This window comes from Allorhizobium sp. Av2, assembly GCF_021462805.2.
Lineage (GTDB): Bacteria > Pseudomonadota > Alphaproteobacteria > Rhizobiales > Rhizobiaceae > Allorhizobium > Allorhizobium vitis_G.
Window position 1 is genome coordinate 1,717,517 of record NZ_CP192696.1, and the last position, 24,291, is coordinate 1,741,807.

At 55.8% G+C, this 24,291-nt stretch carries 21 protein-coding genes and 1 pseudogene; 14 read left to right on the top strand and 8 right to left on the bottom strand.

Annotation, left to right across the window (positions count from 1 at the left end; all coding sequences use genetic code 11):
- Window positions 1–465: 465 nt before the first annotated feature.
- From FS819_RS08250 to FS819_RS08260, 3 genes and pseudogenes are all read left to right on the top strand, one after another.
- A complete protein-coding gene (locus FS819_RS08250) occupies window positions 466–1,464 on the top strand; it encodes an ABC transporter substrate-binding protein (RefSeq protein WP_156547599.1) in 999 nt (332 codons plus the stop codon).
- A gap of 197 nt (window positions 1,465–1,661) precedes the next feature.
- Window positions 1,662–2,576, top strand: a pseudogene (locus tag FS819_RS08255) (ABC transporter permease).
- Window positions 2,569–3,636: a quaternary amine ABC transporter ATP-binding protein gene (locus FS819_RS08260; protein WP_156547597.1), complete on the top strand. Its 1,068-nt coding sequence runs from the start codon at window positions 2,569–2,571 to the stop codon at window positions 3,634–3,636. The pseudogene FS819_RS08255 and the gene FS819_RS08260 overlap by 8 nt, the downstream one beginning before the upstream one ends.
- 97 nt (window positions 3,637–3,733) lie before the next feature.
- On the opposite strand, the gene FS819_RS08265 is transcribed toward FS819_RS08260, so the two are convergent.
- Window positions 3,734–4,756, bottom strand: coding sequence for a glycosyltransferase family 2 protein (locus tag FS819_RS08265; protein WP_156547596.1), 1,023 nt, complete (start codon window positions 4,754–4,756; stop codon window positions 3,734–3,736).
- 404 nt (window positions 4,757–5,160) lie between these two features.
- Here FS819_RS08265 and FS819_RS08270 point away from each other — a divergent pair, with 404 nt between their 5' ends.
- Together FS819_RS08270 and FS819_RS08275 are read left to right on the top strand one after the other, a co-directional pair.
- Entirely contained in the window at window positions 5,161–5,511 is a 351-nt protein-coding gene (locus FS819_RS08270; RefSeq protein WP_409050044.1) for a hypothetical protein, read from the top strand.
- A complete protein-coding gene (locus FS819_RS08275) occupies window positions 5,508–7,274 on the top strand; it encodes an O-linked N-acetylglucosamine transferase, SPINDLY family protein (protein WP_156547595.1) in 1,767 nt (588 codons plus the stop codon). Before FS819_RS08270 ends, FS819_RS08275 begins: the two co-directional genes overlap by 4 nt.
- Before the next feature lie 22 nt (window positions 7,275–7,296).
- Here FS819_RS08275 and FS819_RS08280 read toward each other — a convergent pair whose 3' ends face one another.
- From FS819_RS08280 to FS819_RS08290, 3 genes are all read right to left on the bottom strand, one after another.
- Complete coding sequence (locus FS819_RS08280) at window positions 7,297–8,052, bottom strand: phosphodiester glycosidase family protein (RefSeq protein WP_156547594.1); 756 nt, start codon at window positions 8,050–8,052, stop codon at window positions 7,297–7,299.
- Between the two features lie 161 nt (window positions 8,053–8,213).
- Window positions 8,214–8,366: a hypothetical protein gene (locus FS819_RS08285; RefSeq protein ID WP_156538118.1), complete on the bottom strand. Its 153-nt coding sequence runs from the start codon at window positions 8,364–8,366 to the stop codon at window positions 8,214–8,216.
- An 82-nt stretch (window positions 8,367–8,448) separates the two neighbouring features.
- Entirely contained in the window at window positions 8,449–8,607 is a 159-nt protein-coding gene (locus tag FS819_RS08290) for an entericidin domain-containing protein (protein ID WP_070165145.1), read from the bottom strand.
- Window positions 8,608–8,822: 215 nt separating this feature from the next.
- Between FS819_RS08290 and FS819_RS08295 the strand changes: the two genes are divergently transcribed.
- Window positions 8,823–9,602, top strand: a complete 780-nt coding sequence (locus tag FS819_RS08295; RefSeq protein WP_234624425.1) for a formyl transferase — start codon at window positions 8,823–8,825, stop codon at window positions 9,600–9,602.
- A 16-nt stretch (window positions 9,603–9,618) separates the two neighbouring features.
- Here the strand turns inward: FS819_RS08295 and FS819_RS08300 are convergent, their stop codons facing one another.
- Both FS819_RS08300 and FS819_RS08305 read right to left on the bottom strand, forming a co-directional pair.
- Entirely contained in the window at window positions 9,619–10,998 is a 1,380-nt protein-coding gene (locus FS819_RS08300) for a cytochrome P450 (RefSeq protein ID WP_156547593.1), read from the bottom strand.
- A 99-nt stretch (window positions 10,999–11,097) separates the two neighbouring features.
- On the bottom strand, window positions 11,098–12,036 hold the full coding sequence (locus FS819_RS08305) for a LysR family transcriptional regulator (RefSeq protein WP_234624426.1): 939 nt from the start codon (window positions 12,034–12,036) through the stop codon (window positions 11,098–11,100).
- A gap of 116 nt (window positions 12,037–12,152) precedes the next feature.
- Between FS819_RS08305 and FS819_RS08310 the strand changes: the two genes are divergently transcribed.
- The 8 genes from FS819_RS08310 to FS819_RS08345 all read left to right on the top strand — a co-directional run bounded on the left by FS819_RS08310 (window position 12,153) and on the right by FS819_RS08345 (window position 18,982).
- The gene (locus FS819_RS08310) at window positions 12,153–12,386 is read left to right on the top strand and encodes a hypothetical protein (RefSeq protein WP_156536266.1); all 234 of its coding nucleotides are present in this window, start codon (window positions 12,153–12,155) and stop codon (window positions 12,384–12,386) included.
- 79 nt (window positions 12,387–12,465) lie between these two features.
- Entirely contained in the window at window positions 12,466–12,687 is a 222-nt protein-coding gene (locus tag FS819_RS08315) for a hypothetical protein (protein WP_156547591.1), read from the top strand.
- 252 nt (window positions 12,688–12,939) lie between these two features.
- A complete protein-coding gene (locus tag FS819_RS08320) occupies window positions 12,940–13,953 on the top strand; it encodes a GlxA family transcriptional regulator (protein ID WP_015916280.1) in 1,014 nt (337 codons plus the stop codon).
- Window positions 13,954–14,259: 306 nt separating this feature from the next.
- Entirely contained in the window at window positions 14,260–15,456 is a 1,197-nt protein-coding gene (locus tag FS819_RS08325) for a hypothetical protein (RefSeq protein WP_156547590.1), read from the top strand.
- Window positions 15,457–15,519: 63 nt separating this feature from the next.
- On the top strand, window positions 15,520–16,140 hold the full coding sequence (locus tag FS819_RS08330) for a phosphatidylinositol-specific phospholipase C/glycerophosphodiester phosphodiesterase family protein (RefSeq protein WP_234624427.1): 621 nt from the start codon (window positions 15,520–15,522) through the stop codon (window positions 16,138–16,140).
- A 30-nt stretch (window positions 16,141–16,170) separates the two neighbouring features.
- Window positions 16,171–16,800, top strand: a complete 630-nt coding sequence (locus FS819_RS08335) for an HAD family hydrolase (RefSeq protein WP_015916283.1) — start codon at window positions 16,171–16,173, stop codon at window positions 16,798–16,800.
- Window positions 16,797–18,281, top strand: a complete 1,485-nt coding sequence (locus FS819_RS08340) for a glycosyltransferase family 2 protein (protein WP_156547588.1) — start codon at window positions 16,797–16,799, stop codon at window positions 18,279–18,281. The genes FS819_RS08335 and FS819_RS08340 overlap by 4 nt, the downstream gene beginning before the upstream one ends.
- A 5-nt stretch (window positions 18,282–18,286) precedes the next feature.
- Window positions 18,287–18,982, top strand: a complete 696-nt coding sequence (locus FS819_RS08345) for a glycosyltransferase family protein (protein WP_156547587.1) — start codon at window positions 18,287–18,289, stop codon at window positions 18,980–18,982.
- Window positions 18,983–19,324: 342 nt separating this feature from the next.
- Here FS819_RS08345 and FS819_RS08350 read toward each other — a convergent pair whose 3' ends face one another.
- Together FS819_RS08350 and FS819_RS08355 are read right to left on the bottom strand one after the other, a co-directional pair.
- Window positions 19,325–20,293, bottom strand: coding sequence for a DUF4062 domain-containing protein (locus FS819_RS08350; protein WP_156547586.1), 969 nt, complete (start codon window positions 20,291–20,293; stop codon window positions 19,325–19,327).
- 69 nt (window positions 20,294–20,362) lie between these two features.
- A complete protein-coding gene (locus tag FS819_RS08355; protein WP_156547585.1) occupies window positions 20,363–24,133 on the bottom strand; it encodes a vitamin B12-dependent ribonucleotide reductase in 3,771 nt (1,256 codons plus the stop codon).
- Window positions 24,134–24,291: the final 158 nt, after the last annotated feature.

Genomic DNA, 24,291 nt, shown 5'->3' on the forward strand with positions numbered 1-24,291 from the left:
GAAGGCAATGGCGTTCAACGATTGGTTTTTCCACAATTTTTCCTGAAGACGACAAGGAGCCAGCGGGAACCAGCTTGATTAACAGCGCGGGATTGCGGCCTTTTTTCAATCCATTGGGGGCTGGTCAGGACAAGAGAACGCTCGGATTTGGCCATGGGAGCCTGTGTGTTTGCATGATGCTTAATGGCTTTTATGCGACATTTATTCGAACAAAAAGCTACAAGGTGGTTGATTTATGCGGCCAGCCCCCTACCCTTGTCACTGTCGTAAACAGACAAGTATTGCACTGGGACTACCCTGGAGCTGCCCCGGACTTCATAATCCGAGAGGTTCGCCGATGAGCGGGCCCTCCATCAAATATGCCCGACCCGGGTTGCGAAATATGCGGCCGGGATCGGCTGTCATGCGTGAAACAGTCACGCCCATGCGCTAAACATGCGCCAATAAAACGGAGAACTCCACGATATGAGGACATTGCTCGTTTCCACGATACTCGCCGCCGGATTGTATGGCATGGCCGGTTCCGCCGAGGCCGCTGATTGCGGTTCGGTCTCCATTGCGGAAATGAACTGGGCCTCAGCCGGCGTCGCGGCCAATGTCGACAAGATCATTCTGGAAAGCGGTTATGGTTGTTCCGTCAATCTGGTGACTGGCGACACCATGCCGACCTTCACCTCAATGAATGAAAAGGGCGAGCCTGATCTGGCCCCTGAGCTTTGGGTCAATACGATTCAAAAGCCGCTGGCGGAAGCCGTCAAGGACGGTCGCCTGCTCAAAGCCGCACGCATTCTGAAGGATGGCGGCGTTGAGGGCTGGTGGGTTCCGAAATACATCACCGATGAGCATCCAGACATCAAGACCGTCCAGGACGCGCTGAAACATCCCGAGCTTTTCCCAGCCCCGGAAGATTCGTCCAAGGGTGCTGTTACCAATTGCCCATCCGGTTGGGCATGTCAGGTCACCACGGAGAATATCTACAAGGCGCTGAAGGGTGACGATGCAGGCTTCCAGCTTGTCGATAGCGGTTCGTCTGCCGCGCTGGACGGCTCGATTGCCAATGCCATTGAAAAGAAAAAGGGATGGCTTGGCTATTACTGGGCGCCGACCGCCATTCTCGGCAAATATGATATGGTCAAGCTTGGGATGGATACCAGTTTCGACAAGGCGGAATGGGACCGCTGCACCTCGGTTGCCGATTGTGCCGATCCCCGCGTCAACGATTATCCAGTGACGGATGTCTATAGTGTCGTCACCAAGAGCTTTGCCGAGAAGGCTGGCGTGACGATGGACTATGTCGGCAAACGCCAGTGGGACAATGAAACCATCGGTAAGGTTCTGGCCTGGATGAGTGAGAACCAGGCGGACAATGCCGATGCCGCCGAATACTTCCTGAAGACATACCCTGATGTCTGGACGCAGTGGGTCTCGCCCGAGGTCGCTGAAAAGGTCAAGGCAGCTCTTTAATAACGCCCGGGAGGCCGCCTTGGCGATCTCTCGTCAGTGATGAAATTACCCTCGCGGGTGGCGGTGGACATGTCTCCACCGTCATTCTTGCGGCAGTTTGGCCATGCCAACGCCCCGCTACACTACACATGATCAAGCTGCGTCGATAAAGCCGAATACACCGGCATTGGCATTGATCCGTACGATAAGGAGCACATATGGCATCTGCTATCTGTAGCTATATCCCCACGCTCCTCTGCCGGTTTCCGGCGGTGGATGACACTCTCATGCGGACTTTCAAGAAGACCGTCGATACCGGCTTCAAGACTTTCGTCCGCTCCTACGGCGATTTTCTCGACGGACTGACCCTGCCGCTGCAATGGTTCCTGAACTGGCTTCAGGCGTTGTTCGTCGATACGCCCTGGATCGTGATGATCGTCGCACTGGCCGCCATTGTCTACGGCGTCAGCCGCAATTGGCGCATTACACTCGGCACGGCTCTTGCCATGCTGTTGATTGGTATGGCCGGTCTCTGGCAGGATACTATGATAACACTTGCCATGGTGACCGTTTGCACGCTCTGCGCCATCGTCATCGGCATTCCCCTCGGCATCTGGATGGCGCGGTCCGACCGCGCCCAGTCGGTTTTCAATCCGATACTCGACGTGATGCAGACCATGCCGAGCTTCGTCTATCTGATCCCCGTGGTGATGATTTTCGGGATCGGCAAGGTGCCGGGCCTGATCGCCGTGGTGATCTAAGCCATCGCGCCAATTATCCGGCTCACCAATCTCGGTATCCGCCTTGTCAGTCGCGAAGCCATCGAAGCTGCGGATGCTTTCGGGTCGTCGGAGCGGCAGAAACTGTTCAATGTGCAGATCCCGTTGGCCCTCCCCAACATCATGGCGGGCATCAACCAGACGATCATGATGTCGCTGGCCATGGTGGTCATTGCCTCGATGATCGGGGTTGGCGGGCTCGGCAAGAATGTCTTGCAGGCCATTACCAACCAGTTCTTCACCATCGGCCTGCTCAACGGCTTTGCCCTTGTGGCAATCGCCATCATTTTTGACCGGGCAAGCCAAGCCTATGGCAAACGCCTCCAGAAACATACACAGGTGCTGCATGGCTAGTCACGGCATAGATATCCGCAATCTCTACAAGATTTTCGGTCCCGACGAGAAAACCCATATCGACGCCGTGCGCCAAGGCATCACCAAGGCCGAGTTGAACGACCAGCATCACCATGTGCTCGGCCTGCGCGACATCAGCATCGACATGCCCGGCGGCGAGATCACCGTGGTCATGGGACTTTCCGGCTCCGGCAAATCCACGCTGATTCGCCATATCAACCGGTTGATCGAGCCGACAGCGGGCGAAGTGCTCTACGACGGAACGGACATCTGCGCCATGTCGCCAGCACAGCTGCGCGATTTCCGACGCCGGAAAACGGCGATGGTCTTTCAGAAGTTCGGCCTGCTGCCACATCGAACCGTGATGGAAAACGTCCTCTACGGCCTCGATATCCAGGGCATGCCGCGGCAGGAAAGCCTTGCCAAGGGACACTACTGGATCGAGCGGGTCGGGCTTGCCGGTTTTGAAAACCATTATCCGAACCAGCTTTCCGGCGGCATGCAGCAGCGCGTTGGGCTGGCGCGAGCGCTCGCAACCGATGCAGATATCCTCTTGATGGACGAAGCCTATTCCGCACTGGACCCGCTAATCCGGGTCGATATGCAGACCATGCTGATCGACTTGCAGCAGGAATTGCAAAAGACTGTGGTGTTCATCACCCACGATCTGGACGAAGCGTTGCGGCTGGGCGACAAGATCGCCATTCTGCGCGATGGCGAAGTGGTGCAGCAGGGCAGCGGCCAGGATATCGTGCTGCGTCCAGCGGACGATTACATTGCCGCCTTCGTGCGCGAGGTCAATCGTGGTCGGGTAATCCGCATCGGCACGGTGATGGTCCCGGCGCATAGTCAGTCAGGCCAGCAGTCGGCGGGCCAGTTCAAGCTCACCGCCCGCACGACGCTGGAAACGGCGGCCCGGGCCATGGTCGAGCAAGGCGTCACAGAGGCGCAGGTGACCGATAAGGCCGGTCACCAGATTGGCACCATCGACCTTTCGATCATCCTTTCGGCTATGGTCTCGCCAGCGCACAGCGTCCAACCGGCCCTGGCGGCAGAATAGAGGATTTTGGCGGCAAGGCAGGAGATCGTCCTACTGCCTTGCCGCCATTTTTTCTCCAACTCGTCGTGCAATGGGTTGGAATTGCTATCGCCTGGCTTTACGCTCCGGCAATCGAAGCTTGAATGAAGGCGACGTATTTGTCTTTGAGACCGGGCTGCAGCCGCTCGGCCATCAGCATGGCGATCTGGAATTGGGTGAAACTATCGGTTTCCTCCAGCGCCATTTCCGCCAGACCCGTAACGCCTTCGGCATAGAGTTCAGGAGAATCGGCCACCTGCTGAATAAAGCTGCCCAGAAACCGGTTGACCGTGAACTTACCAAGACGTTGGCGCTCATCGATGGAGAGCGGCGAGCCAACCCGGTTGATCAACACGAAAACATCGAGAAACAGCAGAAGCATTTCATAATGGACCGCACTCTCCGGCAGTCCGGCTTCCAGCAGCATAGCCTTGCGTTCCGCATCGATCTGCGCTTTTTCAGCCCATTTTTCGGCATTGTAGCGGTAGCGGATCGACGGATCATGCGCCATTTTTCCGGTCGAAAACAGGGATATTGCGACGGCCCAGTCGCATGTCGCTGCCTTGGTCGGATGGGATCGCAGAAACAGGTCCATCGTCGCAAGCCAGACTTCGCGGCGCAGGATGGAATAGAAACCGCCATTGTTGGTCGGGCTGTTCTGCAGATAGGCGAGCATTCTTTCGCCGGGGTCATACTCTTCCAGGGCAAAGGCCTGAACCGAACCGGTTTCGGACCGCTGAAGGAAGCTTTCGGTCACCGGCAGGACGCCAACGTAATCGAAGGGCAGATCGTCGAGATCGAAAGGCACCTGATCCGCTTCGGCAACGATCTCGTCATCATCGCCCATCGGCATGATGAAGGGCGTGGAGGCTGCCTCGACAGCGTTGAACATATTGGCGAAGGCCGTTTGTGCCTCGCTTGGCACATAGGTCAGCCGGGGAGAAAGGTCTTGCAAATAGGCTTTTTTGGCGGCATCGCCGGAATTGTCGCTGACCACCAGCAGGGCGTCCCGCGCCTCGCAAAAAGCAAGCGCACTGTCGATGGCAGCGCGCGAACCGTCGAGCGGGCGATGGCTGGGCATGCAGATAGTCAGTTCGGCCATAGAAACACTCCGGAAAAATGCGGGCCCGATGACAAGCCCCCATTGCAGAAAATAGCATTCAAGCGGGATCAGCTCTCAGACAATTTTCCCAGCTCAGACTCGAAATGGGTAATTATACAATATCCGCAAAGCTTTGCCGCATTTCGTTCGCCTTTGAAGAACAGCGATATCCTACCGTCAAACGTTGCGGCACCTGTGTCAACCAGCGGATGAAGCCGGCCGCAAGCCTCACGCAAGGCTCAACGGAGTCAAATTGTCGATCACCAAACAATGCCGCGAATTATTCGGTTGATAAAATCGCAAGCTCTGCTCCAGCGACGATTGTTTAAGAACCAATGCAGATAATATCGATAGAGACTCACAACAGACACGCCGGGCAAAAGCCAAGACAGCAGGAGACCTTCATCATGTCCGCCACCGCCGTTACCGACCGAGACACCGTTGCCATGAAGCTGGGTGGATTCTCTGATGACGACAAGGCCTTCCTGGCCCTGATGCTGGAAAACCCCAAGCAGGACGAGACCTTTGCCGAAGGCCTGTTCGCCTATCTGGAACAATCCGCCGGTCAGCGCTTCCTCAACTCCCTGAAGCTTGAACGCTGCGGTGAATGGTTGGGCAATAGCTGCCCGGCCCGGATGCAGATTCGCTTGATGGAAATTGCCAAATCCAGTCAACATGGCGCCTATCTGGCCTTTCGCCAGGGGCTGACACGCTCCGGCGGCCTGGAGCGTGCCTATCCGAAATCAGCGCTGTGAGCGTGGGTCAGTCCCCGGCCTTCCTCCAGGCTTTGCAGGCCTATAAGCAGGGCGATCTGCGCGCCTGCCTCGACCGCCTGCACCCGCTTTTGAAAAAACGTCCACCGGACGCCAATATGATGCTGGTGGCGGCGCAATGCCATGCAAAGCTGGAGGAAAAACTCCAGGCCGCCGAGCTTTACGCCCGGGTGGCGGATGTGCAGCCGCAAAATCGCCGGATGTTTCTGCTGATGGCCGCGCGTTTGTATATGCAGATTGATCAGGGGGAGCAGGCGCTTTCCCTGATCCGCAAAGTGCCAGAATCCCAAAATCTCGAATCCCAACACCTCGCATCACTCGACCCGGAAGAGCAAAGAACCTATCGGCGGCTGCTGCGAGGACAATTGTGCCTCAAGGAAATCGAAGCCAGCGACCACGCGCTGGTGGCCGCGATGCGCGATTGCACCAATCCGGCATTTTTCAACATCGACGATCCCTACCAGCACATGCTGTGGTGTGACGACGAGGCGATCAATGGCCGCCAAACCCGGATGGCCAGCGGAAAGCCATTTACGGAGCAATCGCGCCAGGCACGCCGCAGCCTACCCCATCATTTCGGGAAAAAAATCCGTGTCGGTTATCTTTCGTCGGATTTTTCCGACCAACATCCAACCATGCGACTGTTGCAAAGTGTTTTGCTGGGTCACGACGCAGCCCGCTTCGAGATCCACCTATTCTGTCACACCCCAGAGGATATCAGGGAGCTGGATCGGGGACTGCGGCAGACCTACCCCAATCTTCACGACATCCTGCGCATGGACGATGGTACGGCACGCGATTTCATCCGCGGCTTTGACCTTGATATTCTGGTCGATCTCAAAGGCCATACCAAAGATGTCCGCGCCGATCTGATCAATAGTGGCCTTGCCCGCTTGCAGGTCGCCTATCTCGGTTTTCCCGGCTCCGCCTATGGGATCGATTGCGATTATGTCATCTCCGACCTGATCGTCACACCTGACTCATCCAAACCCCATTATCACGAGAGGCTCTGCCGATTGCCGGAAACCTATCAGGCAAACGACAATCGCTATCGCCCGCTGCCACCGGCCACATCCCGCTCCCTGCTCGACCTGCCGGAAAATGCCTTCGTGCTGGCCTCCTTCAACATGGTTCGCAAGATTTCCCCGCAAACCGCGCGTCTCTGGGCAAGAATGCTGGACGCCATTCCCTCATCCATTCTGTGGGTTCTCTGCGCCGGGCGCGAACAGCGCGACCGACTGACCGCATTCATGACCGGGTGCGGAATCGAACGTTCACGCCTTTATTTCACTGGCGCCGAAAGTTACGCGCCGCATATTGCCCGAATGCAGGCGGCCGATCTCGGTCTCGATACCTATCCCTATAACGGCCACACCACGACCTCGGACAAGCTATGGGCGGGCCTGCCGGTCATCACCTTCAAGGGCAGGAATTTCGCCTCAAGGGTGTCAGAAAGCCTGCTGACCGCGCTCGGCGTTCCGCAACTGGTGGCGGAGACGCCAGACGACATGGTGCGCCTAGCCGCAGATCTGGCGCAGGACCGGCCCCGGCTTGCCGCACTCAGGCAGACGATTGGGGACAATCGGCTGCACGCGCCGCTCTTTGACACGCGACGGTTCACCCGCCATCTGGAACGCGCTTTTGAGTTGATGGTAGAACGGGAAAAGGCCGGCTTGGAACCGGATCACATCGATGTGCCAGCCCTGCCGAGCCGACAGGAACCGTTCAGGCAGGATACTGACTGATAGTCACAAAGATCGAGATGCGTCAGTTGGGGCGCTGGTCTACCACCGCGATGATCGGCCCGAGCAGATAGGCCCGGTCGATTCGGCCAGCCATCGGCTCCGCAAGGCTTGAAATCGTCCCATCCAGATAAAGTGCATTGGCCGCGCCCAACCGGTCACGAAAGAACGTAGCCATATCGTAGAAACGCACAGGGTCTTTGCTCAACGCAAACACCACTTGGCCGCTGGCGTCGATACCGACACCATTGCGGATTTTCAAACTGTCGCTGGCGGGGAGAAACTTCGGGTGCAGAACACCATCAATGACCAGCATCGGGCCGGATTGGGTGGCGAAATCCGCTTCAATCTTCTGGGTTTCGAATTGCCCGGTCTCAAGCACACCAGCATGGCCGTCTTTGAGAAAAAACACGCCATTCGGCTTCAGGTAAAAATTGCCCCAGCCATCGGCTGTTTCGACTGGCTTGCGCGTCACGCCATAGTCTACGAACAGGCCAACGGGACTGAGATCGGAGTGATACATACCGCCATTGACGGCGAAGGTGAGGATCAGTCTTTGCTGCCAAAGCTGGCTTCGCAATGCCTCGAACCCACCATAGACATCGCCGTCGGCATTGCGGTTGAAGATGCGAATTGTGCGCGTGGCGGGATCAAATCGACAGACACGATAAGCAAAGCCGTTTTCCGTCTGGTCACGACAATTATGTTCTTCTGCCTCAGCACGCTCTGGAGAAATAACAAGCGGGGACAGGATCGCAAAAAGCCAAACGACTATTTTCAAACGGAGCGCGTTTTCCGAGCAAAATCTCAAAAGTGAACTCTCACATCAAATATTTGAAGGCGCGACCCTTCTGGTCCGTCTTCTTGCACGGACGCCAATACACAAGTTTCACGAGGGAATAGAGCAAAAAAGCTAGCTGTATCCCGCCGTTGACGCCACTCTTACTGCTGGGCAGAAGCGGTCAGAATGCCCACTTCCTGAGTTTGGCCCGCAAATTGAATCGGCGGACCCTGGAAGGCGACATGCCCAGCGGCCGAAACGACAACCGCCAGAATATAAGCAGCACTCACTTTGGCAACCAGATGCATGGACATGGACCTAACTCCTCTTCCCTTTCCCGAAGCAGCTTTGCTTCATCCCTTGAAGGGCGTGAAGCAAAACTGCTGTTAGGTTGCGTTATTTAGCAGCCTTGGCGACATTGTTGCCCGCCGACTGCGTGGCGTTCACGGTATTGGCTGTATCTTTGCCCATACCACGGATCGTGTTACCGCATGACGACAATGCGGCAGCGGCAACAAAGAGAGCAGCAACGGCAGCGAGCTTTTTCGTGTTCATATTGGATAAACCCCTATTATGATAATCGGGCACCACAGGTGCCTCGCATTGGCATGAACGCGGCAACTCGAAAAAAGTTCATTCGCACCCAAAGATTTCAGCGTTTTTAACCAAACATTTACGCCGCATGATATCCGCACTTATGAAAGTTTGGTTCAGATTGCTCGCGAGCACATAAATAACATGGGCTAAAGCGGCGCTTGAGGGGATTGATCATGGGGCAGCAGCAGGGCAAAGGCGCAATTCTGGTGATGACCGCCGGGGGGCCAAACCCGTGGATGGTGGTCAACGCGCTGAAAGCCCGTTTCGGTGACGTGCAGGTCCTCTTGGAAGAACAGGAAAGCAAGGCGGAGATTTTTCGACGCCGTCAACGGCGGGTTGGAACCGTGGCAGCACTTGGTCAGCTCGCCACCATGGCCGCCGGCAAATTCATGCGCCGGGCAGCCCAAAAACGCACAGAAACGATCTGCCGGGACTTTGCCGCCAATCCCCATTTCAATCCGCAGATCCCAGTGACTACTGTGCGCAGCATCAACAGTCCCGAGGCGCAGGAGGCGATCCAACAGCTCTCTCCGCGCGTGATCCTGTTGGTCAGCACCCGGCTGATGACGACCAAAGTTCTGGCCAGCATGCCCTGCCCCGTGCTTAATCTTCATGCTGGCATCAATCCCGCCTATCGCGGTCAGATGGGCGGCTACTGGGCGCTGGCAAAAGGCGATCGCGGCAATTTCGGCGCAACGGTGCATCTGGTCGATCAGGGCACCGACACCGGAGACGTCCTTTACCAGGTGCGTGCGCAGCCAAGCTCCGGTGATTTCATCTCCACCTATCCAATGCTGTTGACGGCAGCAGCCCTTCTCATCACCTGCCAGGCGGTGGGCGACGCTCTGGAGGGAAAACTGACCCCTATCGCGCCGACCGGACCATCCGCACTCTATTTTCCACCGACCCTCTGGCGCTGGCTGTGGACTGGCCTCACCAAAGGCATATGGTAGCGAAGCGAACCCCGGTTCAGGCTGAAACCGGCACGGCCTCCTGCCGCTTCTCAATCTCCATGATCAGTTTTTTCTTCGGCCTCAGAGTAATGCGCATCATCGGCTCCGGCGTCACCTCGCTCTTGTTGCGCAGACGAAAGGTCTTGGCCAGCACCGCCAGAATGGCAACGGCCTCCATGGTAGCAAAAGCACTGCCGATACAGATGCGCGGCCCAGCGCCAAACGGCACGAAAGCGTAGCGATGCCGTGCCTTGACCGCTTCGGGCGCAAAACGGTCGGGATCGAACTCTTCGGGCGTTTCCCAGATCAGGCTATGACGATGAACGGCATGGATTGGCACCAGCAGGACCGTTCCCGCCTCGATGCGGTGTTGACCCAAGGTAAACGCCTCGTTCGCGGTCCGGGTAATGACCGGCGCTGGCGGATAGAGCCGCATGGCTTCGTTGAAAACCTGTTTGGTATAGGTCAATTTCTCGACATGCTCGGCCAACACCGGACCATCGCCCACCACATGGTCCAACTCGTCCAGCAGCTTTTGCTCGATGGCCGGGTGCTTTGCCAGCAGATGGAATGTCCAGGCAAGCCCAAGGGCGGTGGTTTCATGCCCTGCGGAAATGAAGGTCAGCAGGTTGTCGATGATCTGCTCGTCGTTCATTTCGCGGTCTGTTTCCGGATCGTGAGCCGACAGCAGCATCGAGATCAGGTCGGCGCGCTCCACGCCTTCAGCGCGCCGCTCGGCAATCATCTTGGCCATCGCGGACCGCAGATAAGTCACGGCCCGGCTTGCCTTTCCCTTGCCGGGATAGGGTATCCATTCCGGCGCCTTCAGCATGCCAAGCGCAAACATCCAGCCCGTCGGTTCGAGATAATCGGTAACGCTCTGCTCGACCCGCGCGACATCGATCCTGTCGCGCCCTGTCATCATCGTCTCGACAATGATGTCGAATGTCGTCTGCATCATTTCATGGCCGATATCGACGGTCTCGCCAGCCTGCCAGGAATCGCGGCGACGTTCGGCTGCGGCCACCATCGCCGGCAGAAAACTTCTCAACTTTTCCCACTGAAAACCAGCCGCAACGGATTGGCGCTGCCATTTCCAATGGGCGCCATCAGCGGTCAACAACCCCTGCCCCAATGCCGGACCCAGCGCACGGCGAACGTCTTCACCCTTGCCAAGCACCGCTGCATTTTTGACCAAAGCCTCATGGATCAGTTCAGGGTCCATCACATGCAGCCGCACTTCATCGCCAAACTGCGCATAGACCAGCTTATGATCATAGATCTGCGGCGGCAGGGCATCCAGCGGATTGCGGATCAGATCAGCAATCACCCGCACCGGCGAACGACGGCTGGCAACAACACCTTCACTCGTAGCGGACAAGACCGGCATATTCATCTGCCATCTCCTTTGCATAGACCCTTTTTGGGCGGCATCCAGGATGTAGAGATCGAACAGGACCGTTCCAAGCCCCGTCGCCAAATTGCCTTTATCCGGTCAGGCGGCCACCGCTGTGTCGACACAGCCGCGATTTCCCAGCACGCAACGCACGTAATCGGCAACAGCCTTGACCGGCGGCGAGGCATCTTCACACAAGGCAAGGCCGACCTCGTAACTGCCAAGATCCGGCAATCCATCACGCTCGGTCAGTTCCACCATATCCTCCTGCAACAGGAAGCGGGCAAGCGGCGCGACGGCGATATCAGCCCGAATCGCCGCATATTGCCCAACATGGTGACCGCAGAAATAAGCGATGCGGAATTCCTTGCCCTGGCGGGTCAATTCGGTCATGGCGCGCTTGCGCCACACACAGCTCTCATCCCAGACAGACAGCGGCAGCGGCGTTTTCAGATGGGCCTGACCGTGTTTTTTTCCGGCCCAGACCAGCTTTTCGCTCATCACCGTCATGGTGGGATCGGCGGCGATGCCGTTTAGGAAATTGAACAGTGTTACGTCCAGCCGCTTCTCATTCACCGCCTTGCGCAGCTCCACAGAACCGGCAATCGTCACCTCAATGGCCAGATGCGGCCATGTGCGCGCCAGATGAGTGAGAATACCGGGCAGGACCAGTTCGCCGATATCATCAGGCGATCCCAGCCGCACCACACCATTCATCTCGGGCGCCAAAAACCGTGCCACCGCCTCATTGTTCAGGGCCAGGATGCGCTTGGCATAGCTGAGCAGCAAGGCCCCATGCGGAGTCAGCGTGACGGAGCGAGCGTCACGGCGAAACAGCGAAACGCCCAGTTGATCCTCCAGCTTCTTGATCTGCATCGATACCGCCGAGGGGGTGCGAAACACCATGTCTGCGGCAGCGGTAAAACTGCCGACCTCGGAAATCGCCACGAAGGTGCGCAGCACGTCATTATCCAGAAGCGGCAAACTGGCCGCTGCCAGAACGGTGGAAGGCATGGAGGGAGACTGGGAAAGGGTCATTGGACAACCATCAATTTTTCTCAACATAAAGATCATATCGTTTCGTTTGATTGAATGTCAATTCCACCTGACACTGTTTGCAACGAAGCCGATCGGCATCAGGAGGAGTGAAAAGCATGGTCTTCGAAGCAACACCCAGCCGCGTTCCACCCATGCTGCGGCTCTGGCTGGCCTTTCGGCGCTGGCGTGAGAGCCGCCATCTCCGCCAGGCGCGTGAAAAGGCGATGGCTCACCTTAACTGCCTGCCTGAATACCTGCGAGAAGACGTGGGGATTGTCGTGCCGGAACAGCCAAACAGCAAACCGATCACAATATGCGATGCGATAGATCACAAACATTCGCTTTATTGATCAATAAACAAGGCAGATGATGTCTCTGCCGCCTGAGGACCAGGAAGTCTTTTGGCGAGATCAACGAAAGGAACTTTACATGGCCTACATCTCTCATTCCAGCCCTTCGCGGCTGTTTACCAGCAGTATCGTCCTCGCCGAATCGGCTTTGCATGCGATTTCCATGTGGTTCAGCCAGATCGAGTCCTGGCGGCAACACCGCGCCATGGAAAAGGCGCTGGCAGAAGCCCCTTTCGATATGCGCAAGGATCTTGGCTGGCCTGCACACGACACGTGGCAGACCCGTCGCGACATGGTTTAAGCCGCCCAAAAAGGCTGCTCCAGGCCTTGCTTTCCCTGATATTCAAGCAAAATAGAGTGTTTTTTCAATCCGCTAGCTATACGTGTTCCACACGTGTCCCATGACGGCTCGCTGATGAAACACCCACAAATGGTCCGGCAATAATGATGTCAAATTGTTGTCGTCGGTTTCTATCGTGCTATTGTCGTTTTTGAGCTATTGGCGGAATTAAAAACTGTCAATTCTAGCAGATCTCCTCAGCACGGTGGCATCATGAGCAAAACGCCTGTTAAAAAACGCAATATCGTCTTTTTTCTTGTTCCGAATTTCACGCTATTGCCGTTTGCAGGCGCTATCGAAACATTGCGCATTGCCAACAGGATGCTGGGCTATGCGGCTTATGAGTGGCGGCTCTGTTCAGTCGACGGCAACAAGGTGTCGTCTTCGTCGGGCATCAGCATCGAGGTGGATTCGTCGCTTGCCGACGAGCGCCGTTTTCTAGCCGGTGAAAACCGGCCCAATATGGCGATTGTCTGTTCCGGCGTCTTTGTCGAGGAGTTCAACAACAAATCCGTCAATGCCTGGCTGCGGGAAGCCTATAATCGCAATGTCGCGGTCGGCAGCCTTTGCACCGGCGCCCATGTGCTGGCGCAGGCCGGACTTTTGAACGGCAAGCGCTGCGCGATCCACTGGGAAAACCTGCCGGGCTTTTCTGAAGCCTTTCCCCAGGCCGAGGTCTACGCCGATCTCTATGAAGTCGACAGCAATCTCTATACCTGCGCGGGCGGAACCGCCTCGCTTGACATGATGCTCAACCTGATAGGCCAGGATTTTGGCGAAGGCCTCGTCAACCGGGTCTGCGAACAGCATCTGACCGACCGGGTCCGGGCTGCCGGAGACCGCCAGCGCCTGCCGCTGCGCGCCCGCCTTGGCGTGCAGAACAACAAGGTCTTGCAGATCATCGAATTGATGGAAGCAAGCCTGGCTGAGCCCTTGTCCCTGCTTGATATCGCCGACAAGGTGGATCTGTCGCGCCGCCAGATCGAACGGCTGTTCCGACAGGAAATGGGCCGCTCACCGGCGCGCTATTATCTGGAAATTCGGCTTGACCGTGCCCGGCATCTGCTGGTGCAATCCTCGATGCCAGTGGTGGAAGTCGCCGTCGCCTGCGGCTTCGTCTCCGCCTCGCATTTTTCCAAATGCTACCGCGAATTCTACAATCGCTCGCCCCAGCAGGAACGCGCCGAACGTAAACTGGCAACGGCAAAGGCGGCGGTTGCCGCATAAGTATAATTCGCCACAGCTTACCGGCTTTTACAACACGCCCTCGTGCACCGTATTTGGTACACGAGGGCGTTTCTGATTTTCATGGAATCGCAGCAACGCTCTTGTTTTTGCCCATTTCCGGGTGCCAAAATCAGTTTCCAATTTTCCTGGAAATGCTCAAAGCTAAGCTGTAGCCCGCTATTGGTTGCATGGGTCCTGCATAAACCTTGTCGGCTTCAACCGCTAAGACAAGGGAAACAAAGACCGACAGCTTCATACAAGTTTGCCTTCCTACCGTGCCTTGTAACGACGGATAGGAGTGCAACAATGACGATCGGCCTTGATGATTTGTCGCTTGAGCGACTGATGAAGGAGCGTGTGTGGACCTTCGGTAAAGCTGGCGCCGAAGAGGTTTTTGCATCGCAGATATCCTTCGAGAGCGGCGGTTGGCTGCGCGGATATTCCCATACCAATGAAAACTCCTGGCGCGTAAAAGGCGGGGCGGTCGAGTTTCTGAACCAGAACGCTGCTGTCACCACGCGATTCGATACCATACGGTCTGTCGACGGACCTATCGAAATGGAGGGACAGTTCCGTCTGCCAGGAGAGCGTGGCGTTCATCTCTTGACGGAATGCGGCGAGGCACGGAAGCCGCAGAACAGAACCGCTCTTATCGTGCCCATTCACGACGCCTATTTCATCTATGGCATCAACCTGCTGTTTCAGAGCATTGGTGCCGACTACGACATTATTTTCGTCTTTTCCACCGATGCCGATCGCCTGCAGTTCAGAGAGATGCATCAGGCCTCCCCTTTCCTGAACTATGCATCCATCGTGCTGTCGGATTATTTCTCAGGCAGTGCGCTGTCGGTCGTCGCGGAGGGTAGAACCTGGCCGACGGTCAAGAAATTCCTGGCGCTTTCTCTCGCCCATAAGCTTTACGACTATCTTCTGTGCGTCGATGCAGAGACCTTCATTCTCAATAGAACGGGCTGGACTGAGGCCGCCGCAGCCGTTGTTTCCGAAGCCCGCTGGTACGGCGGCACACTGACTGTAAACCACTCAGCCGAAAGGCAGATCATGCACGCCTCGGCCATCAAGCTGGCACCGGCGGTCGATCATGAAAAAATTCAGGCCATTTCCGGCAATTGGGGCATCTATACCTGGTGGTGGGATATTCCGGTCTATTCGGCCAAGAGCATCCCGGGCTTTCTGGAGTGGATTGGCTGGGACACCAGCCTGCAATTTGTGGAAAGGCTCGTCCACAGCGTATTCGACCATATCACCTACCAGTTCTACATGGCTCTTTACGGCGGTTTCTCGTTTACGATGGTCGAAGGCATCGCCCATGCGATGGAATTCTGCAACGCCGGGATTGTCTCCAAGGTGCATCAACAGATCCATCCAATGAGATGGACGAATGCCTTTGCCTACTCGCAGGACCCGAACTTTTTCCGAGAGAACAACTATCTTGCCGTCTATCACATCGACAGGAAGAGCTTTCCTCAGTTCAACCCCGGCTAGTTTCCGGGAAATTTGCAGTGGCCGGTGAAGCACCTATTTCGCAACGTTTGAATGGAAAGAGCGATGAAAATTCTCGCGCACAGGGGCTGGTGGTTGGAAGCTGTCGAAAAAAACAGTGAAACGGCTTTCAGGCGCGCCTTTGAAAATGGCTTCGGGGTCGAAACGGACACGCGCGATCAGAATGGCGTGCTGAAAATCGCGCATGATATGCCCGTCGGTGACCAGGTGATGGATCTCGACTACTTTTTGGATCTGCACAAGAGCCATGCCGGATCGGGCACGATTGCCATGAACATTAAGGCAGATGGCTTGCACAAGGCGCTCCGCGCCTCGTTGGATGGCGCCGGAATAACCGATCTGTTCTGCTTCGATATGGCTGTCCCGGATGCCATCGGCTACCTCAATAACGGCTTTATAACCTATACCCGCCATTCCGAACTCGAACCGCTGCCTCCCTTTTATGACAAGGCCCAAGGCGTGTGGCTGGATGCCTTCTATTCCGACTGGATCACTCCAGATGTCATCCAGAAGCATCTCGACGCCGGCAAGAAGGTGGCGCTCGTCTCTCCAGAACTGCATGGACGCGATCATACCGCGGCCTGGGATGTTTGGAGTGAACTGACAGGTGACGACATCTCAATCTGCACTGACTTGCCGCATCTCGCCGCCGAAAAGTGGGGATAAGCCAGCCATGAACCAGACGGACAGGACATTATGATCAAGGCAGTGCTTTTCGACATGGACGGCGTTCTGATCGATGCCAAGGAATGGCATTACGAGACGCTGAATGACGCGCTGGCGCTTCTCGGGCTCAATATCAGCCGCACCGAACATCTCGCCGTCTATGACGGCCTGCCAACACGCAAAAAACTGGAAATGCTGACCAAGACGCGGGGATTGCCGCCAAGGCTGCACGATTTCCTCAACACGCTCAAACAGAAGATGACCTATCAGGTCATCGTCGAAAAATGCCAACCGGTCTTCCATCACGAATACGCCCTCGCGCGCCTGAAGCGGGAGGGAAAGCATATCGTCGTCTGCTCAAACTCCGTCAGATCGAGCGTGGAGGCGATGATGCGCCAGGCTGATCTGTTGAAATACCTGGATTTCTTTCTATCCAATCAGGATGTCGGCAAGGCGAAGCCCGATCCCGAAATCTACCTGACGGCAATCGACCGGCTGCAATTGCAGCCGGAGGAATGCCTGATCCTGGAAGATAACGATCACGGCATACAGGCCGCCCGCTCCTCAGGCGCCCATGTCCTGGTGGTGGGATCGACCAACGACGTCACCTATGAGCGTATCATGAACGAAATCACCAAGATCGAATCGGCCCTCACATGAGATATCTTATCCCCATCGCGTCGAAGGATGATCTTTTCCCAAAGGACGAGTTTCATTTCCCCAAGCCTCTGATCGAAATCGACGGTTCGCCGATGATCTCGCTCGTCGTCAACAGTATCCGCAACCGCGATGCATCCGCGAAGTTCATCTTTATCGTTCTTAATCAGGATGCGCTTGAATACAGTCTCGATTCAATTTTGAAATTGCTGGCTGGCGAAAGCACCGTTGTCATCAAACTGAACAATCCGACCATGGGCGCTGTGTGCTCGGCGCTGATGGCCGTCGATCATATTGTGGACGACGATCCTCTGGTGATCTGCAATGGCGACCAGATTATCGACGCGGATCTGGCGGGCATTGCACGAGATTTTACGCGCTCGGGAGCCGATGCCGGTGTCGTGACCTTCAATTCCGTCCACCCCCGCTGGTCCTATATCCGTGAGGATCAGTCTGGATATGTCATAGAAACGGCGGAAAAGCGCGTTCTGAGCCGCAAGGCGATTGCTGGATATTACTATTTTAGAAGCGGCAGTCTATTTGTGGAATTTGCCCAGAATTATTTGCTGAAAGCCGACCCGTTTGGTGGAAAATACTATCTTTCCCCGGTTCTGAACGAGGTTATTCTCGCCGGTGGCAAGATCGTCCAACACGAGATTCCATCCGACAGCTATATCTCGTTCTACTCGCCCAAGCGCATCGAATTCTATCAGAACGAGATCCGGGACAAGGTTGCCGCGATGACCAAGCCCGCCCGTCAGGTTCAGGTCGTCATTCCGATGGCGGGCCTTGGCAGCCGGTTTGCGCAAGTCGGCTACCTCAAGCCAAAGCCGTTCATCGATGTAAAAGGCAAGACGATGATCGAGCGTGTCATGGACAATCTGCGCCTCGATCATGCACGCTTCGTCCTGATCGCCCGACAGGACCATCTGGATGCGGAACCCGATGTCGTCAGTGGCTTGAAGGCCCATGGCGATCTCGCCTTTTCGCCGATCAACTTCGTAACCGAAGGTGCGGCTTGCACGGTCTTGACGGCGCGGACACATCTTGATCCCGATGCCCCGCTATTGATTGCCAATTGCGACCAGATCGTCGATTTCGAATGCGCGGATTACATTCAAGATGCACTTGAGCGCGATCTGGATGGTTCAATTCTCTGCTTCAAGGATAAAGATCGGGATCCGAAATGGTCGTTTGCGCATGTGAACGATGATGGGCTGGTCGATGAGGTGAAAGAAAAGGTGGCGATTTCCGACAACGCGACCGTTGGCATCTATTATTTCAGACGCGCCCGCGATTTCATCGATGCCGCGACCGATATGATCGCCCACAACGACCGGTCCAACAACGAGTTCTACGTTTGCCCGGTCTACAACTACCTGATCAAGCAGGGAGCCAGGGTCGGCATCTATCATGTCGCTCCCGACGCCATGCACGGTATAGGCACGCCTCCCGATCTGGAGGCCTATCTCAGGCTGATTTGATAAGCATGAAATGCATCGTACCACTTGCCGGGCCTGATTTGTGGACCCCGAAATATGGCTTTAGACCGCTGGTGGATCTCAGCGGAAAACCGCTGATCGACGCTGCCTTGGGTGACAGGGCGTGGTCGAACCGGCTTCGGCCAGAGGATTACATCTTCGTCATCCGCGAGGTTGCGAACCTCGCGGAGCTTGTTGAATATCTGCGCCTGAGATGGCCCGGCTGCCGCATCGTGACACTCTCCGACCTGACCGGAGGCGCTCTGTTCTCTGTGCTGGCAGCAATGGCGCTCGTCGCGCCAGACGAGCCCGTCATCATCGATCTGGCCGACATCCTGTTCACGAGCGGACCAGACGACCCGGAGACACTGTTTTCGACGGAAGGATGCGGCGCAATCGTGCCGGTCTTTGCCTCAAGCGAAAACTGCTACAGCTATTTGAAGATGTCTGATGGCGTGGTGGTTGAAGCGCGGGAAAAACAGGTGATCTCGGAAAACGCCTCCGCAGGCGTATACATGTTCCGAAACATCCAGATATTCCTCAGTGCAGCCGTTCACAATATCAACAACCGCCAGATCATGAGCTATAAAGGCGTGCTTTTCATCTGCCCCATGGTCAACGGCGTCATCGCTGACGGCCACACCGTGCTGGCACCCATTATTGAAAACTGCCAGCCCGTGGGAAAGATTTTTCACGAACGATAGAGTTGTTCGGTCATTTGTGATGTCGGCGTCAAATCTTTAAAGGATCGCTGAGTGAATCCCTCACCTAAAAATCATCATCGTAGCGCTCGATAAGATCATGATTTTTTGTCCTCTCCTGCAAGGGAAGAGGTAGGGCGGAAACGTTCTGCCCCCTTTACCGGCCTTCCTGTTCTACAACAATCGCTTTCAGATTGGCCGCTCTCTGACGCACTCCAATCTTGGGTTCGAGCCTTTCAGCTGGTTGGCCTTAGCGAAACTCCTCAATAAAATGCACATTCAATTCAACCGAGATTGCAAGAATGCTGCGTATTTCTTACCCTTCTCCGTGAGAAAGTAATTTACCTAAAATACTTTCATTAAGCCAGCAGTTGAACGATACCCCTCCGAGGTAATTAAATCATAAGACGTTAATTGATTGGCTATGTCTTTGACGTTTATATTTTTAATTTCAATTGAAATTTCTTCACTTTCCTCTTTATTTTTCTCTTTATGTAATTTCTTTGCGTATTTTTCCAATGCTTTAGATATTACATACTCACTTGTCGGCGCTTTTAATATTTCCGAAATGCATTGAAAAATTTCTTTCCAAGTAATGCCAAACTCAAAATTTAAAGTTCTTAATACTTTCGACTTTGAATTGCCAATTTTTTCCTCTAAAAAATTTACGGTCGCCTCAAATTGGATAGTTTTATTTATAGATTCTAGATTGTTAGGAAAATTGAATTCGAGAGGCCTATCATCTGCTTCAAGCTCAATAATCTTCCGACGTAACCTGTCCCTTTCTTCATATACCTTTGGATCAATGGCTTGGTCACCTCGTATCCACCCAACTGCTGGCGTGAGGTTTATAGCATTCATCAAAGCAACAGTAACTTTTGCAGGAAGGTCACCGCCAACTTTCCAGAAGTCAACTATACGATCTTTACATAATTCATCTCGAAATTCTTCGAGTTTTTTGCGAATACATGGATCGTTTTCCACTTTACTTAAAGCGATATCTCCTATGTTTTCGTGCAAAAAGGCGAGAACGGGCATGCCCTTAGATATCGCATATCTATATTCTTCCTCTGTAAATGAATACCCAGAAGGTGAAATTGAACCATATCTCCCCGCAACTAAAATAATATAATAATCACATCGATCTATAACTCTCTTTATATACTCTAATTGTTGCTGACTCGTTGCCGGAAAATATTCCATACCCGCAGGCATTTGACCTGATTTGGAGATTGCCTCAGCAACTAGACGCCTCTCATCCTGAAGATCTTTATAAGTTGAACTAACAAACACTTGATAAATCTTGTTTTGCATTATGCCCCCAATATGCTTCCCCGCCGCAATAGACGCGGCGGGGCCAATACTTAATAGGCAGAATTAGGATCAGCTGCACCCACTCGTCGATCCACACGTATCGCACTTTTCACACGTCCCATTCCGTACCATCGTAAAGTTCTGGCACTCGGAGCACATGTTGCCGGTATAGCCTTGGGCGATGGAGCGCATGCGGCGGGCGGCTTCTACTTTCTTGGCTTCGGCCTTGGCGGCTTCGGCTTCGTCGGTAGCGGCGTCGGAGAACAGGGCTTCGGTAGCGACGTCCTCGACCAATTCAGCTGCCCGTTCCTCGTAATCGCGCTTGAAGGACACGACTTCGGAGGTGGAAATGGCGGTCGTCACTTCCAGCTTGCGGGCGGCATTGCCAGAAAAGGCAGCAACATTACCCGAAGCCTTGGCCGGAGTGCCGGTTACGGCGCCACGGGGTTCGGCGGTTCCGGTCGGGCTGCTGGAGACCAGGGTCGGCTTATAGCCACGGGTCAGGCCCTTGGAGACCACATCGGCCTTGCCTTCCTTCACGCCGCGGCCAAGCGCCGTGGTGGAGAAGTCGGACGTGTCGACATGGGCCAGATCGTTGCGGCCGAGGTAGGAGATCGCCAGTTCGCGGAACACGTAGTCGAGGATCGACGTGGCGTTCTTGATGGCGTCGTTGCCGGTCACCATGCCCGCCGGTTCGAACTTGGTGAAGGTGAAGGCATCAACATATTCTTCCAGCGGCACGCCATATTGCAGGCCGAGCGATACCGAGATGGCGAAGTTGTTGATGAAGGCGCGCAGAGCCGAGCCTTCCTTGTTCATGTCAAGGAAGATTTCGCCGAGACGGCCATCGTCATATTCGCCGGTACGCAGGAAGATGGTGTGACCACCGATCTTGGCCTTCTGGGTATACCCCTTGCGACGGGTCGGCAGCTTTTCCTGTTCGCGCACAACACGCTCGACGATGCGCTCAACGATCCGCTCGGTGATGGTCACGGCCTGGGCGGCCTGCGGCTGGGCCAGCAGATCTTCCAAAGCGTCCTCATCATCCTCGTCCTCGATCAGCGAGGAATTCAGCGGCTGGCTGAGCTTGGAGCCATCGCGGTACAGCGCATTGGCCTTCAGCGCCAGCTTCCAGGACAGCATGTAAGCTGCGCCGCAATCTTCCACCGTCGCCTCGTTCGGCATGTTGATGGTCTTGGAAATCGCGCCCGAGATGAACGGCTGTGCTGCTGCCATCATGCGGATATGGCTTTCGACAGACAGATACCGCTTGCCGATCTTGCCGCACGGATTGGCGCAATCGAACACCGCCAGATGCTCCTTCTTCAGGAACGGCGCGCCTTCCAGCGTCATCGCCCCGCAGACATGAATATTGGCAGCCTCGATGTCCTTCTTGGCAAAGCCCAGATGCTCCAGCAGGTTGAAGCTCATGTCGGTCAGCTGTTCAGCGCTGACGCCAAGCGTTTCCTTCAGGAAATCAGCGCCCAAGGTCCATTGGTTAAAGACGAACTTGATGTCGAAGGCAGCGCCCAGGGCCGCATTGACAGCCTCGATCTTCTCGTCGGTAAAGCCCTTGGCCTTCAACGAACCGGGGTTGACGCCCGGTGCCTGGTTGAGATTGCCGTGGCCGACAGCATAGGCTTCGATTTCGGCAAGCTGGCTTTCCGTATAGCCAAGCGTGCGCAGGGCTTCGGGAACGGCGCGGTTGATGATCTTGAAATAGCCGCCACCGGCCAGCTTCTTGAACTTCACCAGGGCGAAGTCAGGCTCAATACCGGTCGTGTCGCAATCCATCACCAAGCCGATCGTGCCGGTCGGCGCAACAACGGAGACCTGAGCATTGCGGTAGCCGTGCTGCTCACCCAGTTCCAGCGCCTTGTCCCAGGCCGCCTTGGCATGGGCAATCAGGGCCGGATCGGAGCATTCGGCATGGACCAGCGGCACGGGATCGACGGCAAGACCCTCATAGCCGTCGAACAGGCCATGGGCAGCGCGGCGATGGTTGCGGATGACGCGCAGCATGTTGTCGCGGTTTGGCGCATAGCCCGGGAACGGACCAAGCTCGGAGGCGATTTCAGCTGACGTGGCATAGGAAACGCCGGTCATGATGGCGCTCAGCGCGCCGCAGATGGCGCGGCCTTCAGCCGAGTCATAGGGAATGCCAGTCGACATCAGCAGGCCGCCGATGTTGGCATAGCCAAGGCCGAGCGTGCGGTATTCGTAGGACAGTTCGGCAATCTGGCGCGAAGGGAACTGCGCCATCATCACGGACACTTCGAGCACGACGGTCCAAAGGCGAACAGCATGTTCGTAATCGGCAATGTCGATCTTCTTGGTATCGGCATCCTTGAACTGCAACAGGTTCAGCGAAGCCAGGTTGCAGGCGGTGTCGTCCAGGAACATATATTCCGAGCACGGATTGGAGGCGCGGATCGGGCCAGCCGCCGGGCAGGTGTGCCAGTCGTTCATGGTGGTGTTGAAATGCAGGCCCGGATCGGCGGATGCCCAGGCGGCATAGGAAATCTTTTCCCAGAGATCGCGCGCCTTCAGCGTCTTCATCACCCGGCCATCGCGGCGGGCGGTCAGGTTCCAGTTGCCATCGTCTTCGACAGCCCGCAGGAAGTCATCCCGCAGCGAAACCGAATTGTTGGAATTCTGGCCCGAGACGGTCAGATAGGCTTCCGAATCCCAATCCGTGTCATAGGTCTTGAATTCGAGATCTTTATAGCCCTGCTGGGCGAACTGGATGACCCGCTTGACGTAGTTTTCCGGCACCATATCCTTCTTGGCAGCGCGGATTTCGCGCTTCAGGGCCGGGTTTTCATTCGGGTCGAAGCAGGCGTCGTTATCGGCTGAGCAATTGACGCAGGCCTTCATGATCGCCTTCAGATGCTTGGCGACGATCTTGGAGCCGGTGACGAGAGCGGCAACCTTCTGCTCTTCCTTCACCTTCCAGTCGATATAGTTCTCGATATCAGGATGGTCGATGTCGACAACCACCATCTTGGCGGCGCGGCGCGTCGTGCCGCCGGACTTGATGGCGCCGGCAGCCCGGTCACCGATCTTCAGGAAGCTCATCAGGCCAGACGACTTACCACCGCCCGACAGCTTTTCGCCCTCGCCGCGCAGATGGGAGAAGTTAGAGCCGGTGCCGGAACCGTATTTGAAAAGGCGCGCTTCACGCACCCACAGATCCATAATGCCGCCTTCGTTGACGAGATCATCTTCAACGGACTGGATAAAGCAGGCATGCGGCTGCGGATGCTCATAGGCCGACTTGGACTTGGTGAGCTTGCCAGTGAAAGGATCGATGTAGAAATGGCCCTGGCCGGGGCCATCAATGCCATAGGCCCAATGCAGACCGGTATTGAACCATTGCGGGGAATTCGGCGCGACGCGCTGGGTGGCGAGCATATAGGCCAGCTCATCGCGGAAGGCGAGAACGTCTTCTTCCGTGGTGAAATATTTGCCCTTCCAGCCCCAATAGGCCCAGGTGCCGGCCAGACGGGAGAAAACCTGGCGCGCATCGGTTTCCGAACCGTAGCGCTCGTCCTCGGCCAAATCCTTCATGGCCTTTTCATCGGCAACCGAACGCCACAGGAACGACGGAACATCGTTTTCCTCGACCTTTTTCAGGATCTTCGGCACGCCGGCCTTGCGGAAATATTTCTGGGCCAGAATATCGGCCGCCACCTGGCTGAACTGCACGGGCACATCGATATCCGCCAGCCGGAAGACGACAGAGCCATCCGGGTTCTTGATTTCGCTGACCGCCTTACGGAATTCAATCTCCGCGTAGGGCGACTGGCCGGGCTTGGTGAAACGGCGTTCGATGCGCATCTGGCTAGTCCTCGTTGGTCCAAGCACCCGGAAAAGGGCGCAAAATAGGTTTCACGGCACCACGGTGAAGCGGCTTGCCGTTGGTTCGCTCTCTTCGGAGCGAGGCCGATCATAATGATGGTCCGCTCTGTATCTTGCGCCAGCCTTATCCGCCAGAC

Coding starts and splice junctions, on each gene's coding strand:
- FS819_RS08315 (WP_156547591.1), top strand. CDS start 12,466: ATGGCCTACATCTCTCATTCCAGCCCTTCGCGGCTGTTTACCAGCAGT.
- FS819_RS08340 (WP_156547588.1), top strand. CDS start 16,797: ATGAGATATCTTATCCCCATCGCGTCGAAGGATGATCTTTTCCCAAAG.
- FS819_RS08355 (WP_156547585.1), bottom strand. CDS start 24,133: ATGCGCATCGAACGCCGTTTCACCAAGCCCGGCCAGTCGCCCTACGCG.
- FS819_RS08265 (WP_156547596.1), bottom strand. CDS start 4,756: ATGGCCGAACTGACTATCTGCATGCCCAGCCATCGCCCGCTCGACGGT.
- FS819_RS08345 (WP_156547587.1), top strand. CDS start 18,287: ATGAAATGCATCGTACCACTTGCCGGGCCTGATTTGTGGACCCCGAAA.
- FS819_RS08250 (WP_156547599.1), top strand. CDS start 466: ATGAGGACATTGCTCGTTTCCACGATACTCGCCGCCGGATTGTATGGC.
- FS819_RS08325 (WP_156547590.1), top strand. CDS start 14,260: ATGACGATCGGCCTTGATGATTTGTCGCTTGAGCGACTGATGAAGGAG.
- FS819_RS08305 (WP_234624426.1), bottom strand. CDS start 12,036: ATGACCCTTTCCCAGTCTCCCTCCATGCCTTCCACCGTTCTGGCAGCG.
- FS819_RS08310 (WP_156536266.1), top strand. CDS start 12,153: ATGGTCTTCGAAGCAACACCCAGCCGCGTTCCACCCATGCTGCGGCTC.
- FS819_RS08295 (WP_234624425.1), top strand. CDS start 8,823: ATGGGGCAGCAGCAGGGCAAAGGCGCAATTCTGGTGATGACCGCCGGG.
- FS819_RS08320 (WP_015916280.1), top strand. CDS start 12,940: ATGAGCAAAACGCCTGTTAAAAAACGCAATATCGTCTTTTTTCTTGTT.
- FS819_RS08290 (WP_070165145.1), bottom strand. CDS start 8,607: ATGAACACGAAAAAGCTCGCTGCCGTTGCTGCTCTCTTTGTTGCCGCT.
- FS819_RS08260 (WP_156547597.1), top strand. CDS start 2,569: ATGGCTAGTCACGGCATAGATATCCGCAATCTCTACAAGATTTTCGGT.
- FS819_RS08285 (WP_156538118.1), bottom strand. CDS start 8,366: ATGTCCATGCATCTGGTTGCCAAAGTGAGTGCTGCTTATATTCTGGCG.
- FS819_RS08335 (WP_015916283.1), top strand. CDS start 16,171: ATGATCAAGGCAGTGCTTTTCGACATGGACGGCGTTCTGATCGATGCC.
- FS819_RS08330 (WP_234624427.1), top strand. CDS start 15,520: ATGAAAATTCTCGCGCACAGGGGCTGGTGGTTGGAAGCTGTCGAAAAA.
- FS819_RS08300 (WP_156547593.1), bottom strand. CDS start 10,998: ATGAATATGCCGGTCTTGTCCGCTACGAGTGAAGGTGTTGTTGCCAGC.
- FS819_RS08350 (WP_156547586.1), bottom strand. CDS start 20,293: ATGCAAAACAAGATTTATCAAGTGTTTGTTAGTTCAACTTATAAAGAT.